We start from the raw sequence: 17,807 nt of genomic DNA, 5'->3' as shown, positions 1-17,807 counted from the left end.
AAACCAATTTTATTTAATAAAATCTACTACTAATTCTTTTGGACGACCTACTACTCCACTTTTTTCATCAGTTACAATCGGGCGTTGAATCAATTTTGGATATTCGACCAAAGCATTCAAAACTTCATCATCAGAAAGTTCTTTTCCTTTGAAATTTGCTTTCCAATCTTCCTCATTTGTACGCACAATATCAATCGGTTTTAAATTTAGTTTAGTCAAAATTTCCTTCAATTCATTTTTCGTTAAAGGTTCTTTCAAATATTCTCTTACTACAAAATCTTTTCCAGATTCTTCTAAAACTTTCATCGCATCTCTGCTTTTCCCACAGCGGGAATTATGTAATATTGTGTACATTTTAATTATCTTTTTTAAAAAAATAAAGTTAATAAAATAAGATTTACAAGTAAGTATCATTAGAAAAAAACAGATAAAAGCTATCAATAAAGTTTTCTAATCATTAAAATCTTTATCTTCTATTCTTAATACTTGTGGATAATTTCCTGCTCCTTTTATTGGTTCGAGAATATAACTTGCTCTTTGAGATTTTGTAGAGGAAACAGTTCTGTAAAAATCAATAGGTTGAAAGAAGTTCTTCGCAAGATAAAATCTTTTTGTAACAATTCCTTTTTCAAGAATTCGATAATCATTATTTTGATAATGATTCATATTTGTAGTTCCTTGACTTATTAATAACGGAAAAATAGTTGTATTCTCTGTATTAATCGTAATATCACAAGGATAGAGTCTTATAAATGAATGATTGTAGGTAAAAGATTTTCCAATATTATTAATCACTACATCACGAACATCTCCAAAATAATCTTGTGTTAAAATTGGAGCTCCAGTAATACTTAATCTATATTCTCTACCTGCACCCGTTGTATAAAACGTTTTCTCATACTTTCCTTCCGAATTTGTAAATACAGAATCGACAATTTTTACAAATTCACCCATTCCCATTACGCCTCCTTTTTTATATTCATTCACGAGAATTCGAACGTTTGCAAAAGGTTTATTTTCTTCGTCTGTTATTTCTCCACTTATTTTAGTCGCAATTCCAGCTTTCAAATTGTATTTATTATCATCATCTTCACATGAGAAACAAACAACAAATAAGGTAAGTAAAAGTAATTTTTTCATTAGAATGTATATGTTTTAAAGTATGTAATAAAAATAGTCGAAAAATATCAAAAGCAGCATTGGATAAATGTTACAAATAGATTAATTTTCTATTATTCCTCTGAGTTCATCGAAGTATAATTACTTGTTTTACAAAATATTATATTTAGGTAAAACATTATAAGACACTATTTTTATCAAACATTTTTGACTGTTCTCTTTTAAAAGTTAAAACTAATTTGTTTCAAGAAACTAAACAAAATCTATTTCATTCAACAACAACTAATATACACAAATTAAAATACTCGCAACAACCTATAAAAAAAGCTCTTATCAAAGAGCTTTTTGAGTTATTTTTCTTTTAAATAGTTATTTAACAATTTGAAAAAAATTATAATAGCAGTTTTATTAATAATTATCAGCTAGAAAATAAATCTTAGACTTATTCTTTATACATTCTTCACAAAACTTCATCAAATATTCATATTCTTTCCTTACTAAGTTTAATTCTTCATTTTTTTTATCAATCGTAGTTAAATGATTTAAAAACTCATGTATATTTTCAATTAAAACTTCAGAATATACTGCCCATTCCTCATTTTCTCCTACATAATCCCTATCAAAGTATTTATATAGTAAACTATTTGTATTTAAACTTCTAAATTTTTCCCAATGATAATCCACAATATTATTAAACTGATTTGTTGACATTATTATTTTACGCAAGGTTTTATTATTACTATCTTTTTCAGTAAAAATAACTTTACCCAATCCAAATGCAAAACTACGTTGCCAATCAGATAAAAAATTAATTCTATTATTCTCCATTATTAATAAATTTATTCTAGGACGAAACTATTTTAAAAAAAACTATTAACTCTATCATAATAAGTAATGGTGTACAGATTCTCAATTATAATTCATATTAATAATCGATTCTAAACAACATTTTTATATTTCTTTCGTCAATTTATCAAGTTCTTTTAATAATGTTGGGAATCTATATTCTCCAGACATTTTTGAAATGTTTTCCTTTGCTTCCTCAATATCAATTCCAATCGAAGTTATATAAAGTGGTTTCATACTTTTCCCTCTCAATAGTTCTACTTTATTTTCTTTGTTAGACGCAAAGTTTGTTTTTGCCACCCCAATAACGGGGATTTTTCTATTTAGACTTTCGTATAAATGCCCACCTAAACCATATGTATCAAAGTCATCTAAAAAAACGTATCCATCAATTACAATTGCTTTAATAAAATCTAAGTCGAAGTTTTTCAACATACTTAATATACAAGGCAATTCTCTTTTATAGAATTCTCCAGGAATGTATTCTTCTGATATTTCTAATTCTTGGGAATAATGTTTTGAATAATTAGAATCTTCCCAATTATTGAATGTAATTGCAATTGTTTTAGCCTTGTTATCGTAGTAATATGTATCAACAGCTACAAACATTTACGAAAGCCATTTTTTAAATTTTGAGAAAAGGTTTCTATTTTCATTGTTGTTAAATTTTTCATTTTTTTTATTTATTTCTTCAACTAACTGTTGATCAGAAACATTTTCATTGATGTGAACTCTTTTAGGTTCATCTGTTTTAGTATTTGTAATTTTTTCTAATAACTCTTTAGCTTTCTTATAAACTTTAATTTCATTCTCATTTCTGTCATCAACTTGTGTTATTTCTGGAAATAATTCACTACTTAATTTTACAGATTCAGATTCAAAATCGTTCATCACTCCTTGATAAATATTTTTTGACATCTGGATTTCATTAATTTGTTCATAACTAATTCCCATTTGTAGCATATCATTTCCAAATTCTGCTTTAGTAATTTGATTGAAAATAGCTTGAGAAACTCTTGTTTTTGCAGCAGCAATATTTGCTTTTGGTACTAAATAGTTCTCATCCATAGAATTGTAAAACTCCTGCATTGAATTTCTAAGACGTGCATCAATTTTGAAATTTGATATTTCCGAAAGATATACACCTTTACTCATTGCCGTATTGGACAATAAATGAATAAACTCACCTGTTTTATAACCTAAAAAAACCAAAACAGTAGAAAACATCATTGCTTCCATTTGTAAATCAGCTTCAACCAATGTTTTGAAAATCTCTACACCTTCAATAAATTCCTCTTGGTATTTATCAGATTCAAAATCAATATTTTCGTAGTCATCAATTAAATTATCTTTTAAAACATTAACAAATAATTCGTGAATTTTAAATCTCGATTCAGAATAATTTTGAATTATTTCTTCAGTTTTATTTTCTTTGATAAGTTTGATTATTTCAGTCATTTGTTATAAAATTATAATTACAGGTTTATAAATCTAATAGTTATGTAAACATTTTTCTTGTACAACGAAATTCGTGTATTTAACCTTTGATACATTTAACAAATTCACTCTCTCGTTTCGGATATCGGTTTTTGGTTTTTAGTTATTAATGAAATCTAGTTTGAGTTTAGCTATAGTCGTTATTTTATTCTTTCATAAATTCTTCCAAAGATCTATTTTGAGAGTCATAAATTAAAGTAAGATTTAGAGCAAATGCTGGTTGTGTTATATCTATACTCCAATTTTTATTTGTAATATTTAAACTTTTATTTAATTGGTCTATAAAATAAAACCAACCTAGAGTTTCTTCATTTACTTTATATACATTATTATCTGTAATAATTTCAACAACAATTAAATCTGTTGTTAGTAAATCTTTTTTATAAGCAATAATTGACTTAATTTTCTTCCATTGAATCAATTCTGGATTTTCCATTTTATCAATATAAAATCCGTCACCATAAAATTCAAAAACTCCTTCATCATTAAAAAAATCGTAAAAGTTTTGTTTATACAGTTCTTCTTTTTCATTATAGTTCATTAAAATTCTTGTAGTAGGAAAAATTATTTTTAAGATTCCAAGAATTAATCCTATAATTCCAAATATTAAAATTATCCAATTTAAAAATCTTGAATCTTTATTTATAAAATAAAATCCCAAAAAGCTAATGAATATTGAACCAAACAAGAGTTTATATGATTCTTTCACGATATTGTTTTTACGTTACAGCAAATATGACGAAACTTGGTTCTTCTAAAATATAATAAACCTTATGATTAACCAAAACTAAGTAACATCTTTTTCTTTTTAAATTTAATAAATTAAAATAACGATTGCCACTTTGCCTTTACTTGCCATTGCTCCAAACTTATATTAGTGGCTGGCTATTTTATTTACTTGATTTAATAATTCTGATAAATTATCGTATTTAAAATAATTATGAATAATATTTTTCTCATCTCGTTCATTTAGTTGTCACTAACATAATAGTCCACGAAATTGAATACAAAAATTTAATAAATAATCACAATCAAACCCTTTATTGTAAAACTACAACTCTATAAATTCCCCTCTAATTTCGCTTACGTTATTTCAGAACTTTTACCTCTCCATTTACATATTCATAATCCCAACTAGATTCTGAAATATTTAGAGTAGGTTTCCCTTCTTCGTCATATTCTCTTGTTTGCGTTTTACGGAAGTTATTTTTAGACAAAGATTTATAATACAAGTCTGTAAAAACACCTAAGTTTTGAAATGGGTTTTGCGATTGATCATAATTAGAGAAAGTGGTTACTTTGCGCTCTTTCTTCTTGTAGTTAATATATGGAGGGACACCTTCATCATAAAAATCATAGTCAGCATCTCTGTAAACCAAACTATCTAAATTTCCCTTTGCATTAAAGTGAAAATCTCTACGACTTCTTAAATCATTTGTGTAATAATGGTCGGTCACCAGAAAATCGATGTAATTATCTGGTTGTTTTCATAAGTATAAACATATTTTTCTGTATAGTTTGGTCTTGCCTTGTAAGTTAAAGTAGCCTCAGAAATTTGTTGACCATTCAACGTATATACGTGTGTATCATTTGGATATTGATACCAATCTAATTTAGAAAACTTAGTTAGACTTGCAGTTTTATCTGTGTAGCTAATATTAGTTTCCAATGATTTAGAAAACTTGTAAACGTAGCTTGTATACGGATCTATAATATACCATTCACCAATTCGTTTGGTTACTTTATTGTTTTGATATTCAAATTTTATTGTATCATATCCATTTACAGTAGCTATAAAATAACCTTTTGGATAGGCAGTAAACGAATTATTTTCAACAGGTGTAATGATATCATCTTCATTATTGCACGACCATAATAAAATAAGTGGTAATAAGTAAAGGAATTTTTTCATCGTGTTATTTTTGTTCAGATTATTCAAGATAAATATTGAGTTTATTTCTTTCCCAAATATACCAAAAAAACATAATTAAACCCATTATTGTAAAAACTACAACTCTACAAGTTTCCTCCCACTTTCCTCCCACTTTCATCCGTGTTTTCTTCGACCGTTCTTCGACGAGAATGCCGTTTTTCCGAAGTTTCGTCGAACAATGGTCGAACGATGGTCGAACAAGCTAAAAATCGATCAAAAACACGAATCTTATCTACCTATGATGAATAGAGGTTTAGCGAGGATTTTATTTTGCTATAATACTATTATTGAATAAAAAGCAACCGGACAAAAGTGGACAAATGTGGACAGAACCGGACAAATGTGGACACAAAATTGGGTTTTTGTAAATGTTGTTGTTTCTGTTGCTAACTTTATGAATATTAATCATAAAAACTTGCAATTATGGCAGAAATTAAAAAAGGAATCCTTGGTGGATTCTCAGGAAAAGTGGGAACTGTAGTAGGGGTTAATTGGCGCGGTAAGGACATTATCCGCAGTTTACCAAAAAAATCGAAAAGGCGACCAACTGATTTGCAACTGATGCAACAGATCAAATTCAAGCAAGTGATTGGTTTCTTGCAACCAATTCGTCCTATTCTTAATCTGTATTTTGGGAATAGAGTTGGGCTAAAATCGCGCTACAACATTGCGACGTCTTATACGCTGAGCAATGCATTGGAAATGGTGAATGATTTGCCTGTTATTGTGTTGGAGCGTGTGTTGGTATCAAAAGGTGATCTGGTTGGCTTTTTGCAACCTACGATAGATACGGCTGGTGGGGATACTTTCCAAATGAATTGGGAAGATAATTCTGGGCAAGGTAATGCGCAACCTTCGGATCTTGTGAATGTTATTTGCTATTGTGAAGAACTAAATTCGTTTGAAGTATTTCAAAGTATTGAGACTCGTAATTCTATGATTATAGATATTGCTTTACCAACGTATTACAATGGCAAAAAAGTGAATTTTTGGGCATTTCTGAATAGTGAAACAAAGACGATGGCGAGTACCAGTATCTACCTTGGCGAGCATACAGTTGTGTAAGCTTAGTTGTGAAATGCAGTTCGTTGATTGGAGTAATTTTTCGGTACAATACTCTGATTAACGACGTAAAAGAGTGAAGAAAAATTGTATCGGAAATAGAATTTTATAGATGTTGTTCAAATTTATTTTAACCACATAGAAACATAGTTTTTGCAATGATGACTTGTAAAGATTAGTTGAAAATACAAATAGATAAGCAACTAATTTCAACAGAAAATCATTTGGTTCTATGTTTCTATGTGGTTATTTTTTTGGGAATATATCATAGAGACGGATAAATATTTACACTTTCTCTACTTAATATTTAATCCCGCATTTTGTCATTACTATGATAGGCAACGTTTTTATTTTATTAACCAACTTTTTAACTTATCGTAAAATTTTTTTTTTTGTTATCTCGTAAGTTTACCTTATTTTCTTCAGAAGTATTTTTGTTTAAATTAGAATCTAATGAGTTAATATTTTTCTCATAATTTTCATTTTGTGATGAATGTTTATGATTTATTAAATATAATTCTTCATAAGATTGAAAGTCAAACTCAATTTTTCCTTGAGACGGAAAATAAATTTTTGCATTGTATTCTTTCGTTGCAAAATCACATATTTCAACCGCCAAATCATTGACTTTTTTATAATAGTCTTTGATATTATTTGGAATAAATGTTACATATCCTATATATTTTTTCTCTAAAATATTATTTTCATTTTTAAAGTACCCATAGCAACACAATGTTGCTGAATCTCCATAACTACTAATATCATAATCCCATAAAAATTCAATAATTTTAGGAATTTCTCCAAAAGATAGAATTCGCTTTTCAAAAATCTCTACACTAATTAATATCCAATAATTGTTCATAAAATATAGCCTAACATTGTTTTTTCACGAAATCAAGTTTCGTATCATTATACTCAAATATAATTATTTTATTGATAGTTAAAAGCTTAGTATTTGAAATTATTAATAAAAAAACCGTTGTATATTTTGATAATTTTATCAATGAAAACCGTCAATTCGAGTGAAATTCTTTTAGAATTTTGTATCGAGAATAAGGTTTTAAAAGATAAAATTCTATTCTCGATACAATTTTTATTCATTACATTTCTAAAAATCACTCGAATTGACGAATTTTTATTCAAGATGCGCAACGGATTAATAAAAATAGAAAATCTTCAAAACTTTCAATCATCAAACTAAATAGAATCAAGCTTCTCATTAATTTTCAGTATATTTAATTAAATTAAAGATTATGAAAAAGCTATTTTTATTCATCAGCGTTTCTCTCCTATTTTTTGCTTGTACAACCAATCAATCCACACAAAATTCAGTTCCGAATAAAGATGAGAATTCATTAAAATTCGAGCCGAATGAAGATGGAGATTATGATATTGTTGTATTTGATCCTCAATATGATATTTATTTAAAAACAACTGCATTACCCAAAGAATATTATTCGAAAGAATATTACGAACAAAAAAATCGCCAATATGTGATGATTTGGAATCAACGACATATGCAACCTATGACATATAATCCTGATTTGTATGCGGTGAGTATAGATTTGGATCCTTCTATTGACTATGGTTATGATTTTGAATACAAATTATTTAACTTTTTTCGATTTATTGAACATAAATATCGTGTCAGAATTAGATAATATCGTTTATTTTTGCAAGCTAATTTCAGAAAGATGAACGATTTTTCAATCAAAATATACAATCAAATCATTGAAGCAATTCCAGATTTCACAGGGCTTCACAAGAAAGATACAGAATTATTAGAATTTCATATCGAGAATGAATACAAATCAACTTTTGTTGATCTTTATATTCAGACTTCGGATGATGATAAGATTTGGATCAAATCTTCTTTTCCTTTTACAACCTATGAAGTAGATGGCGTAGAAGAACTTGTTTATATTTTGGAAGGGTTGTTGTTCAACCAATTATTCTGGGTAATTAGTTATGATGATGGCGATTGGGACGATACTTTTTTGATGCTGAAAGACCAAGAAATTAAAACAGAAGAAGGTTTTACTTATAAAATTCTTTCTTGGAACGGAAAAGATGATAAAGTGATTAATGCTTAACCTCCTATTTTTATACATTTGCAATTATGTTTAACAACGAATTACTAAAAGACATCCAAAAACGTACACAAGATTTGCACGAATATTTGGAAATCGAACAAAAAGAAATCGAAGTGCAAAATGAAGAAGAACATGCTGCTTCTCCTGAATTTTGGAACAATCCGAAAGAAGCCGAAGCTTTTATGAAAGTTCTGCGTGGTAAAAAGAAATGGATCGATGAATACCAAACAATTGCAAATGCTGTAAACGATGTTGAAGTTTTAGTAGAATTTAATCGCGAAGGCGAAGTAAGTGACGAAGAAGTAATGGAACAATATACTGTTGTTGCTAAGCTTTTAGAAGATATAGAATTCAAGAATATGCTTTCAGAAGAAGGAGATAATCTTGGTGCAATTCTTCAAATTACTGCCGGAGCTGGAGGTACAGAATCTTGTGACTGGGCTTCTATGTTGATGCGTATGTATTTGATGTGGGCCGAAAAACATGGGTATAAAGTAAAAGAATTAAACTATCAAGCGGGTGATGTCGCAGGTGTAAAAACGGTAACATTAGAGGTTGATGGCGAATTTGCTTTCGGTTATCTAAAAGGAGAAAATGGTGTGCATCGTTTGGTGCGTATTTCGCCTTTTGATAGTAATGCAAAACGTCATACAAGTTTCGTTTCGGTTTATGTTTCACCAATTGTAGATGATACAATCGAGATTGAAATCAATCCTGCAGATATCGAATTGCAAACTTCTCGTTCTGGAGGAGCTGGAGGACAAAATGTAAATAAGGTTGAAACGAAAGTTCAGTTAACGCACAAACCTACAGGAATTGTGGTTGTTTGTCAGGTTGAACGTTCTCAGTTAGCCAATCGCGAACGTGCAATGGAGATGTTAAAATCTGAATTGTACAAGATTGAGTTAGAGAAAAAAATGGCTGCACGTAATGAGATTGAAGCAAATAAGATGAAAATCGAATGGGGTTCTCAAATTCGTAATTATGTGATGCATCCATACAAATTGGTAAAAGACGTCAGAACAGGAACTGAAACAGGTAATGTAGATGCTGTAATGAACGGTGATATAGACGAATTCTTGAAATCGTTTCTAATGTTAATGGGACAAAAAGAAACGTCAAAATAGTTTTATCCTAAATTTCTTTCATGAAAATATTAATCGGAGGTGCTGGAGAAGTTGGTTTTCATTTGGCTAAATTACTTTCTAATGAAATGAACGACATCGTCATCATGGACATGGACAAGGACAAATTGTTGATGATCGAAAACTCGTTAGATGTAATGGCTTATCGTGGTGATATTACTTCTTTCAAGGCTTTGCGAGAAGTTGGAATTGATGATACAGATATTTTTATATCGGTCACTCATCTTCAAAACACAAACCTTACAAGTGCTTCGATTGCGAAAGATTTAGGGGCAAAACGCACATTAGCTCGAATTTCGAATCCTGAATTTCTTTACAAAGAAAATCAATTTTGGGTTCAAGGAATGGGAATTGATGCATTAATTAGCCCTGAGAAATTAGCGGCTGATGAGATTTATTCTCTTGTTCAACAATCTGCTTTCAATGCGATGCATCCGTTTGCAAATGGTCAACTTTTTATGGTTGGAACTGTTTTGGATGCGGATTGTAAAATTTTGGACAAGCAGTACAAAGACATGTATTTGACGACGAAAGGTGGCGAAGACAATCTTTTGATGCCAATTGCAATAATTCGTAGCAACGAACGTGGCGAGTATCAAACCATTATTCCTGAAGCTGAAACTGAATTTAGAATAGATGATCACGTTTATTTTATTGTCAAAAAAGCTGGAATTTTAGAAGTTTATAAAATCCTTGGAAAGAAACAAGAATATTTCAAAAATGTAATTGTTTTGGGAGGAGGAAGTATTGGTGTCAAAGTTGCCAAACTTTTAAAAGACAACAAACACAACGTTAAGTTATTAGAAATCAACAGAAACAAAGCTTTTGATTTAGCTGATGATTTAAATAACATTTTGATTATCAATGGTGATGGTCGAGATGGAGAATTGTTATTGGAAGAAGGTATTTCTGATTCGGATGCTTTTATCGCTGTGACAGGAAGTTCGGAAACGAATATTATGTCATGTCTTTTGGCAAAATCAAAAGGCGTTAAAAAAACAATTGCTTTGGTCGAAAATATCGACTATATACATCTTAGTCAAGAAGTTGGAATTAACGCTTTTATCAATAAAAAACTCTTAACCGCAGATAGTATTTTCCGTTATATTCGACAAGGTTCTGTGATGGATGTAACAGGAATTTCTGATTTAGATGCTGAAGTTTTAGAATTCCGTATTCACGAAAATTCTGAAATCGCATTCAAAAAAGTAAGCGATTTTCCGTTTAAAGAAGGTGCTATTATTGCTGGAATTGTTCGCAGAAATGATGGATTTATTCCAACAAAAGATTTCATTATCGAACCAAAAGATCACGTCGTTGTTTTTAGTCAAGCGAATTTAATTCCAAAAGTGACCAAATATTTTAAATAATGAAATCACTTAACATCAAAGTAATCCTGAATCTTTCGGGTGTTTTATTACTATTAAATGCGCTCTTTATGTTTATTGCAACATGTGTCAGCATTTATTTTAATGATCATCTACTCTACCCTTTTTTAGTTTCGGGGAGTTTAGTGGGATTGTCGGGAGCTGCAATGATGTATTTTACGCGTGACAGAAGAAAACACATCAACAAACGCGAAGGTTATATCGTGGTTTGTGTCGGATGGCTTTTCTTGATTCTTTCGGGGTGTTTACCCTATGTTACCTCGTTAATATTTCTACCAAACGATCATATCATCAATGAAAATTTTAGTTTTGTCAACATTATTTACGAAACCGTTTCTGGTTATACAGCGACTGGGACATCAATTTATGATGATGTAGAAAGTCTCCCAAAAAGTATATTATTTTGGCGAAGTACAACCAATTGGATTGGTGGTATGGGGATTATCGTTTTGACGATTGCGATTTTACCGTTTCTTGGAATTGGTGGTCGACAGCTTTTTATGGCAGAAGCGCCTGGAATTTATACGGATAAAATTCACCCTCGAATTACAGAAACAGCAAAAAACCTTTGGTTAGTTTATTTAGGCTTAACTGCTTTTTTTGCGATGTTGCTTTATTTTGGTGGAATGAATTTATTTGATGCTGCAAATCATTCGATGAGTGTGATTGCAACGGCAGGTTTTTCTACTAAGAATGAAGGTTTGATGTATTGGAATAACAATATTTTTATTCAATATGTATTAATCGTGATGATGTTTTTGGGCGGAACAAACTTCGCATTGATTTATTTATTGATTAAAGGACAATTCAAAAAAGTATGGAAAAATGAAGAATTCCGTTGGTGGGTTGGTTTACTTGCTGTCGTTACATTTATCGTTTTTGTTGTATTATTTTTCAATATTTACCCTAGTTATTCCGTCGAAACCTATTCGTGGTTTAATTTCGAACATTCATTCAGAAGTTCATTATTCCACGTTGTATCTATCGCATCTACAACAGCTTTGGCAATGGAAGATTACACAAGTTGGTTAACCGTAACCACACTTATTTTCTTCTCTTTGTTCTTCATCGGAGGTTCGGCAGGTTCTACATCTGGAGGAATTACAGTTATTAGACACGTCATTTTATTAAAAAATAGTTGGATCGAATTTAAGCGTATTTTACACCCAAACGCAATTATTCCTGTTCGTTATAACAATCGTTCGCTTAACCAATCTATTGTTTTCCACGTTATGGCATTCTTTGTCATGTTTATGTTTACATGGATTGTGAGTTCTATTTTGTTTGCGCTTTTGAATTATGGTATAACAATGAGTTTCCAAGATATTTTGGCCTCTTTAACATTAACTGCTTCCACTTTAGGAAACGTAGGTCCGGGAATTGGCGAATTTGGTCCGGGTACTTCAATGAATTCTTTAACGGATAGTGCAAAATTATTATGTTGTTTTTTAATGGTTTTGGGACGATTAGAGCTTTATACAATCTTAATTTTATTTACGCCTGCTTTCTGGAAAAATAATTAATGAGAAGCTTCTAAAATTACTTTCTGAATGATTTCTTCAGTTTGATCTGGGAAATCTTTCTCAATAATTTTATTCGAATCCACCCAACGTTGCAATTGTTCGACATTCAAATCATACGAATAATCAACGCCAATCATTTTTAAAGCCTCGCAGTTACACAATTGTTCGTATTGACCTTTGATCGGAATCACAAAAAGTTTCTTTTGAAGATAAATACTTTCAGCAGGCAATTCGAAACCAGCACCACACAAAACTCCTTTACAATTTTCTAAAGTTTTGGTAAAAAGGCGTTCATCAATTGGATAAATTTCAACATTAAATTGACGCATAACTTCTTTCACAAAAGGTGAAAAAACTTTCCATTTTGAATCTTTAATAAATGATAATTTCTCCATAATTTCAGTTGGATGAAAACTTGGTAAATACACCAAATAATAATCTTTTTGTTTTGGATGCAATGCTCTAATTTTATCTCGAATGATAGGTAAAAAAATAGCATCATTATATTCTTCGAAATGAAAACCGTAATGCTTAGAAGTTGGTGCGTAATATTTCAAAATCGTCTCACCTGTTTTATTTTTTACTTTTGGCGTTTCATCAAATAAAAGCGAAGCTTGATGACTCAAACCAACAATATTTATCTTTTTCTTTCGTGCTGCATGTGCTGTAATTGGTTCAAAATCATTAATAATCAAATCATATTTTTCAATTGGAAAATGATTCACTTCATTCCAAAAAGATTTAAAACTATTCTCCTTAAAAATTCGTTTATACGAAACTTTTCCCATCTGATTATAAAATAATGACAATCCATTGTGATGTTTGAATTGATAATTTTCAAGTTGTAATTGCGAATTAGAACCGCTTACAAAAACATCCAAATCTCCATATTCTTCAAGGATTGGTAACATTTTTTGCGCACGAGCCAAATGTCCATTTCCCGTTCCTTGTAAAGCATATAAAATTTTCATTTACTTCTTATTGAGAATTGAAACAATCAGTTCATCCAACGAATAATTGAACTCGATTTCTTCTAAATTTTGCATCAAAGTATGTTTGTGTTCTTCAAAATAAAACACTGACCAATTTCCGTCGACACATTCTAAAGCCGATAAATTCTCAATCCAATCTCCCGAATTCATATACACACAAGTTCCTTTATCCGTTTTTACTTTTCGCAATTGTGGCTGATGAATATGTCCACAAACCACGTAATCATATTCATTTTCGATCGCTAATTCAGCAGCAGTTTGTTCAAAATCATTGATATGCTTCACCGCTTTTTTAACTGAGTTTTTAATCTTTTGAGACAGTGAATAACGTTCCCTTCCAAAAAACTCTAAACATTTATTGATAAAATAATTCAACTGAATTAATTTATCATAACCCCAACCTCCTAATTTCGCAATCCATTTCGAATGTTGAATTGAGGCATCAAACACATCTCCATGAAAAATCCATGCGACTTTATCATTTTGTTTCAACATATATTTATCCGTTAAAAGAATATTCCCAAAACGCATTGTCGTAAATTTACGCAACAGTTCATCATGATTTCCAGTGATATAAACGATTGGAATTCCTTGTTCAGATAAATTCAATAAATAACTAATGATTTGAAGATGCGTTTCTGGAAAATAACTTTTCTTGAAATTCCAAATATCCACAATATCACCATTGAGAATAATTTTTTTTGGATTGATTGACTGTAAGTAAGCCAACAATTCTTGTGCTTTGCAACCAAAAGTTCCTAAATGCACATCCGAAATAACAACAACATCAAGATTACGCTTCATTGATTTTTATTTAAATTTCGAAATCAAATATTACTTAAACGTTTTTTTAATCTTATGAAATCTTTATAAATTTGAGTCTAAATTGTAAAGTTATGAGCGAATTGAAATTCAAAACAAATATAAATTGTGACAGCTGTATCAAATCTGTAAAACCTTTTTTGGACGAAGCTGTAGGTAAAGACAATTGGAAAGTTGATACTTCTGATGAACGAAAAGTACTGACTGTGACAACAACCGAAGATGAAGAAGAAGTTGTAGAAGCTGTGACAGATGCAGGTTTTAAGATTCAGAAATTAGAAGAATAAATAAAAGCGATTCAGTAAACTGAATCGCTTTTTTGTTAGATTAAGAATATATTCTTTCTTATTTTTTTACTACTTTTTGAGTAGAAGATTTTCCGTTAGAAGTAGTTTTAACTACATACGTCCCTTTAACTAATGAAGAAACATCTACATTTTGAACACCTTTAACTTCGAAAGATTTTACCAATTGTCCGTTAATATTGTAAACTTCTACAATTGTTTTATCTTTTACATTGAAAGAAGCTGTATTTGTCCATAATGTATTAGAAACTGCTTTAGTAGAAGTTAAATCATATACATTCATATTAACATCCCATAATTGAATGTTATCAATATCCAATGCATAAGCAGCATCTTTACCTACTTTTAAAGCAAAAAAGTCTTTTGTTAAATCAGCAACATTTAAATCTTTTTTATCAGATAAATCCAATGTTACCTTTACCCAATTTCCTTTTGTATCAATAACACCTGTATATTGATTACTTGCAGATGAAGAAATTTTTGAATCTGAAGATAAATCTCCTACATTATATGCGTAATATCCTCCATCACTTTTATATACATTTAATGATAAAGTTTTCCCTGATGTTCCTTTAACCCAAAAAGTAATTTCTTTTGGTTGAGTAGAAACAGTACCTCCTAATAATGATGTAAAAACATAATCATTTGCAGTTGGCGTTGTTGTAATATTTAAAGAATTAGATCCATTAACACCTTTACCAACTCCCTGAACAGCATACGATTTAAGACCGAATTTATTAACTCCTGTAGTAAACTTAGCCCAATCTTCAAAATCAGACCCAGGGATTGCGTTTACTTGAGCAAAAGATAATGTTGATAATGCAGCAACTGCTACTAAAGAATAGAATTTTTTCATATTGTATTTTTTTAATTATTTCTATAAAGATAATTAAAAAACTAAATGAAAACATATCTGTTATAAAATTAACGATTTGGTAAAATAAAAAAGCAGCCAAAAGGCTGCTTCAACTATAAATTTTAATTTTATTTCTTAGATATGAATTGCATGTCCATATGCATCTTCTACCGCTTCCATAATAGCTTCTGCCATTGTCGGGTGAGCGTGTACAGATTTCATAATTTCATGAGCTGTAGTCTCTAATTTACGTGCAACAACTGCCTCAGCAATCATTTCAGTTACTCCATCACCAATCATATGACATCCCAACCATTCACCGTATTTCGCATCAAAAACAACTTTTACGAATCCATCAGCAGCTCCATTTGCAACAGCTTTTCCGTTTGCAGAGAATGGGAATTTACCAACTTTCACTTCGTAACCTGCTTCTTTAGCTTTTGCTTCTGTAAGCCCAACAGACGCAATTTCTGGTGAACAATATGTACAACCTGGAATATTTCCGTAGTCGATTGGTTCTACTTTTTCACCAGCAATATGCTCAACACATAAAATACCTTGTGCAGATGCTAAGTGTGCTAAATCTGCTCCTTTTACAACATCACCAATTGCATAATATCCTTTTACAGATGTTTCACAAAAATCATTGATAACAATTTTACCTCTTTCAGTTGCAATACCAACTTCTTCAAGACCGATATTTTCTGTATTTGGAACAACACCAACAGCAGATAAAACAACTTCAGCTTCGATGATTTCTTCACCTTTAGCAGTTTTAATTGTTGCTTTTACTAAATCTCCAGTTGTATCAACTCCTGTAACTTCTGCATTTGTTAAGATATTGATTCCAGATTTTTTAAGAGATAGTTGTAATTGTTTCGAAATATCTTCATCTTCAACATTTACAATGCGTGGTAAAAACTCTACAATTGTCACTTTTGTTCCTAATGTATTGTAGAAATGAGCAAACTCAACTCCAATCGCTCCAGAACCTACAACAATCATTGATTTTGGTTGTTTTTCCATTGCTAATGCACCACGGTAACCAATTACTTTTTTACCATCTTGTGGTAAAGCTGGTAACTCGCGAGAACGTGCACCTGTTGCAATAATTATATTTTCTGAAGATAATTCACTAACAGAACCATCTGCTGCAGTAACTTTTACTTTTTTTCCTGGTAAAACTTTTGCTTCACCTTGAATTACTTCAATTTTGTTCTTCTTCATTAAGAATTGAACACCTTTACTCATACGATCCGCCACTCCTCTACTACGAGAAACAACATTTCCAAATTCGAATGAAATATCTGAAGGTAAGTTAATTCCAAAATCTTCTGCATGATTTAAGTATTTGAATACTTGAGCAGATTTTAATAAAGCTTTTGTAGGAATACATCCCCAGTTAAGGCAGATTCCACCTAATTCAGCTTTTTCTACGATTGCTACTTTTTTACCTAATTGTGCTGCTCTAATTGCTGCAACGTATCCTCCAGGACCACTTCCAATAACTATAATGTCGTAACTCATTTTTTCCATAATTTGAATGCTAATTTAATAATTATAACCCGAAAAAAAAGGAATTCCTTAAAATAGATTAAAATTTCTTACTTTTGCACTGTGAAAATATTCTTTGAAAATTACGCTGACGACTTACAGGTCGAAACTGAATTACCTTTAGAAGGTAGTTTATCACAAGCTATTGAGATTTTTCATAACCTACCTGATTATGACGGAAGTTATATTGGTTTGATGAATCAAGATGGGAATACTGTTCAGATTTCGAAATATGATCGATTTTTATTTTTAGTAGAAATCCCTGTTTATCAAGAACAAGCTTCATATTCAGTATTATTTACTTATTTTCAAGTAATGCAATTATTAGAAGATTTATACAAAGGATTTGATCCTTATAACATAAAAGGACTAAAATTTGAACAGTATTTAAATCAAAAAGCAACGAAATAATCGTTGCTTTTTGATTAATACTATGTATTAATTCGCTAAATCAGTATATTTTTTTCTTGACTTTTTCAAACGAATTAATACATAAATTAAAGAGATTACAGAAATTGTAAACGTAGTATTCAATAATAAATCTGCAGATTCAAATTCTAAAATCTTAGTAAAACCAGCAATCACAACTAAAATAAAACTAAATACATAAATAAAAAATGGGTGTCTAACATTCATTTCTATTATTTTTTAACTTAAACTTAACATTGATAA

22 protein-coding genes are annotated in these 17,807 nt (G+C 30.2%); 8 read left to right on the top strand and 14 right to left on the bottom strand.

Annotated features, from left to right (window positions below; genetic code table 11):
* Positions 1-9: 9 nt before the first annotated feature.
* The 8 genes from FH779_RS08010 to FH779_RS07975 form a co-directional block, all read right to left on the bottom strand.
* On the bottom strand, positions 10-354 hold the full coding sequence (locus FH779_RS08010) for an arsenate reductase family protein (protein WP_180906666.1): 345 nt from the start codon (positions 352-354) through the stop codon (positions 10-12).
* 96 nt (positions 355-450) lie between these two features.
* Positions 451-1,140, bottom strand: coding sequence for a hypothetical protein (locus FH779_RS08005; protein WP_180906665.1), 690 nt, complete (start codon positions 1,138-1,140; stop codon positions 451-453).
* Positions 1,141-1,527: 387 nt separating this feature from the next.
* Complete coding sequence (locus FH779_RS08000; protein ID WP_180906664.1) at positions 1,528-1,947, bottom strand: hypothetical protein; 420 nt, start codon at positions 1,945-1,947, stop codon at positions 1,528-1,530.
* Between the two features lie 123 nt (positions 1,948-2,070).
* Complete coding sequence (locus tag FH779_RS07995; protein ID WP_180906663.1) at positions 2,071-2,574, bottom strand: endonuclease V; 504 nt, start codon at positions 2,572-2,574, stop codon at positions 2,071-2,073.
* Positions 2,575-3,423: a hypothetical protein gene (locus FH779_RS07990; RefSeq protein ID WP_180906662.1), complete on the bottom strand. Its 849-nt coding sequence runs from the start codon at positions 3,421-3,423 to the stop codon at positions 2,575-2,577. It lies immediately after the preceding gene.
* Between the two features lie 184 nt (positions 3,424-3,607).
* A complete protein-coding gene (locus FH779_RS07985; RefSeq protein ID WP_180906661.1) occupies positions 3,608-4,171 on the bottom strand; it encodes a hypothetical protein in 564 nt (187 codons plus the stop codon).
* Between the two features lie 379 nt (positions 4,172-4,550).
* Positions 4,551-4,919: a hypothetical protein gene (locus FH779_RS07980; protein ID WP_180906660.1), complete on the bottom strand. Its 369-nt coding sequence runs from the start codon at positions 4,917-4,919 to the stop codon at positions 4,551-4,553.
* Positions 4,916-5,374, bottom strand: coding sequence for a hypothetical protein (locus FH779_RS07975; protein WP_180906659.1), 459 nt, complete (start codon positions 5,372-5,374; stop codon positions 4,916-4,918). Before FH779_RS07975 ends, FH779_RS07980 begins: the two co-directional genes overlap by 4 nt.
* 444 nt (positions 5,375-5,818) lie before the next feature.
* On the opposite strand from FH779_RS07975, the gene FH779_RS07970 reads away from it, so the two are divergent.
* Positions 5,819-6,460 carry a DUF6266 family protein gene (locus FH779_RS07970; RefSeq protein WP_180906658.1) on the top strand — a complete coding sequence of 214 codons (642 nt, stop codon included), beginning with the start codon at positions 5,819-5,821 and terminating at the stop codon, positions 6,458-6,460.
* Positions 6,461-6,824: 364 nt separating this feature from the next.
* On the opposite strand, the gene FH779_RS07965 is transcribed toward FH779_RS07970, so the two are convergent.
* Positions 6,825-7,319 (bottom strand): hypothetical protein, encoded by a 495-nt coding sequence (locus tag FH779_RS07965; protein ID WP_180906657.1) that lies wholly within the window; start codon positions 7,317-7,319, stop codon positions 6,825-6,827.
* 391 nt (positions 7,320-7,710) lie between these two features.
* Here FH779_RS07965 and FH779_RS07960 point away from each other — a divergent pair, with 391 nt between their 5' ends.
* The 5 genes from FH779_RS07960 to FH779_RS07940 are packed head-to-tail and all read left to right on the top strand — an operon-like array spanning position 7,711 to position 12,606.
* Positions 7,711-8,118 carry a DUF6146 family protein gene (locus FH779_RS07960; RefSeq protein ID WP_221627904.1) on the top strand — a complete coding sequence of 136 codons (408 nt, stop codon included), beginning with the start codon at positions 7,711-7,713 and terminating at the stop codon, positions 8,116-8,118.
* Between the two features lie 33 nt (positions 8,119-8,151).
* Complete coding sequence (locus FH779_RS07955; RefSeq protein WP_115000920.1) at positions 8,152-8,550, top strand: hypothetical protein; 399 nt, start codon at positions 8,152-8,154, stop codon at positions 8,548-8,550.
* 26 nt (positions 8,551-8,576) lie between these two features.
* On the top strand, positions 8,577-9,677 hold the full coding sequence (gene prfB / locus FH779_RS07950; RefSeq protein WP_115000922.1) for a peptide chain release factor 2: 1,101 nt from the start codon (positions 8,577-8,579) through the stop codon (positions 9,675-9,677).
* A 20-nt stretch (positions 9,678-9,697) separates the two neighbouring features.
* On the top strand, positions 9,698-11,065 hold the full coding sequence (gene trkA / locus FH779_RS07945; protein WP_180906656.1) for a Trk system potassium transporter TrkA: 1,368 nt from the start codon (positions 9,698-9,700) through the stop codon (positions 11,063-11,065).
* A complete protein-coding gene (locus tag FH779_RS07940; protein ID WP_180906655.1) occupies positions 11,065-12,606 on the top strand; it encodes a TrkH family potassium uptake protein in 1,542 nt (513 codons plus the stop codon). Before trkA ends, FH779_RS07940 begins: the two co-directional genes overlap by 1 nt.
* On the opposite strand, the gene FH779_RS07935 is transcribed toward FH779_RS07940, so the two are convergent.
* Both FH779_RS07935 and FH779_RS07930 read right to left on the bottom strand, forming a co-directional pair.
* Positions 12,603-13,577 carry a glycosyltransferase family protein gene (locus FH779_RS07935; protein WP_180906654.1) on the bottom strand — a complete coding sequence of 325 codons (975 nt, stop codon included), beginning with the start codon at positions 13,575-13,577 and terminating at the stop codon, positions 12,603-12,605. The genes FH779_RS07940 and FH779_RS07935 overlap by 4 nt on opposite strands.
* Complete coding sequence (locus tag FH779_RS07930) at positions 13,578-14,402, bottom strand: UDP-2,3-diacylglucosamine diphosphatase (RefSeq protein ID WP_180906653.1); 825 nt, start codon at positions 14,400-14,402, stop codon at positions 13,578-13,580. It lies immediately after the preceding gene.
* A gap of 92 nt (positions 14,403-14,494) precedes the next feature.
* On the opposite strand from FH779_RS07930, the gene FH779_RS07925 reads away from it, so the two are divergent.
* Positions 14,495-14,707, top strand: coding sequence for a hypothetical protein (locus FH779_RS07925; RefSeq protein ID WP_180906652.1), 213 nt, complete (start codon positions 14,495-14,497; stop codon positions 14,705-14,707).
* Between the two features lie 58 nt (positions 14,708-14,765).
* On the opposite strand, the gene FH779_RS07920 is transcribed toward FH779_RS07925, so the two are convergent.
* Together FH779_RS07920 and lpdA are read right to left on the bottom strand one after the other, a co-directional pair.
* Positions 14,766-15,581 (bottom strand): T9SS type A sorting domain-containing protein, encoded by an 816-nt coding sequence (locus tag FH779_RS07920; protein WP_180906651.1) that lies wholly within the window; start codon positions 15,579-15,581, stop codon positions 14,766-14,768.
* Positions 15,582-15,716: 135 nt separating this feature from the next.
* The gene (gene lpdA, locus FH779_RS07915; RefSeq protein ID WP_180906650.1) at positions 15,717-17,108 is read right to left on the bottom strand and encodes a dihydrolipoyl dehydrogenase; all 1,392 of its coding nucleotides are present in this window, start codon (positions 17,106-17,108) and stop codon (positions 15,717-15,719) included.
* A gap of 90 nt (positions 17,109-17,198) precedes the next feature.
* Between lpdA and FH779_RS07910 the strand changes: the two genes are divergently transcribed.
* On the top strand, positions 17,199-17,546 hold the full coding sequence (locus FH779_RS07910) for a hypothetical protein (RefSeq protein ID WP_180906649.1): 348 nt from the start codon (positions 17,199-17,201) through the stop codon (positions 17,544-17,546).
* 27 nt (positions 17,547-17,573) lie between these two features.
* On the opposite strand, the gene FH779_RS07905 is transcribed toward FH779_RS07910, so the two are convergent.
* A complete protein-coding gene (locus FH779_RS07905; RefSeq protein WP_038335852.1) occupies positions 17,574-17,771 on the bottom strand; it encodes a hypothetical protein in 198 nt (65 codons plus the stop codon).
* Positions 17,772-17,807: the final 36 nt, after the last annotated feature.

Origin of the sequence: Empedobacter falsenii (genome assembly GCF_013488205.1) — a bacterium.
In the GTDB taxonomy this organism is placed as follows: Bacteria; Bacteroidota; Bacteroidia; order Flavobacteriales; family Weeksellaceae; genus Empedobacter; species Empedobacter falsenii_C.
This window is presented reverse-complemented; position numbering and strand designations above follow the sequence as displayed.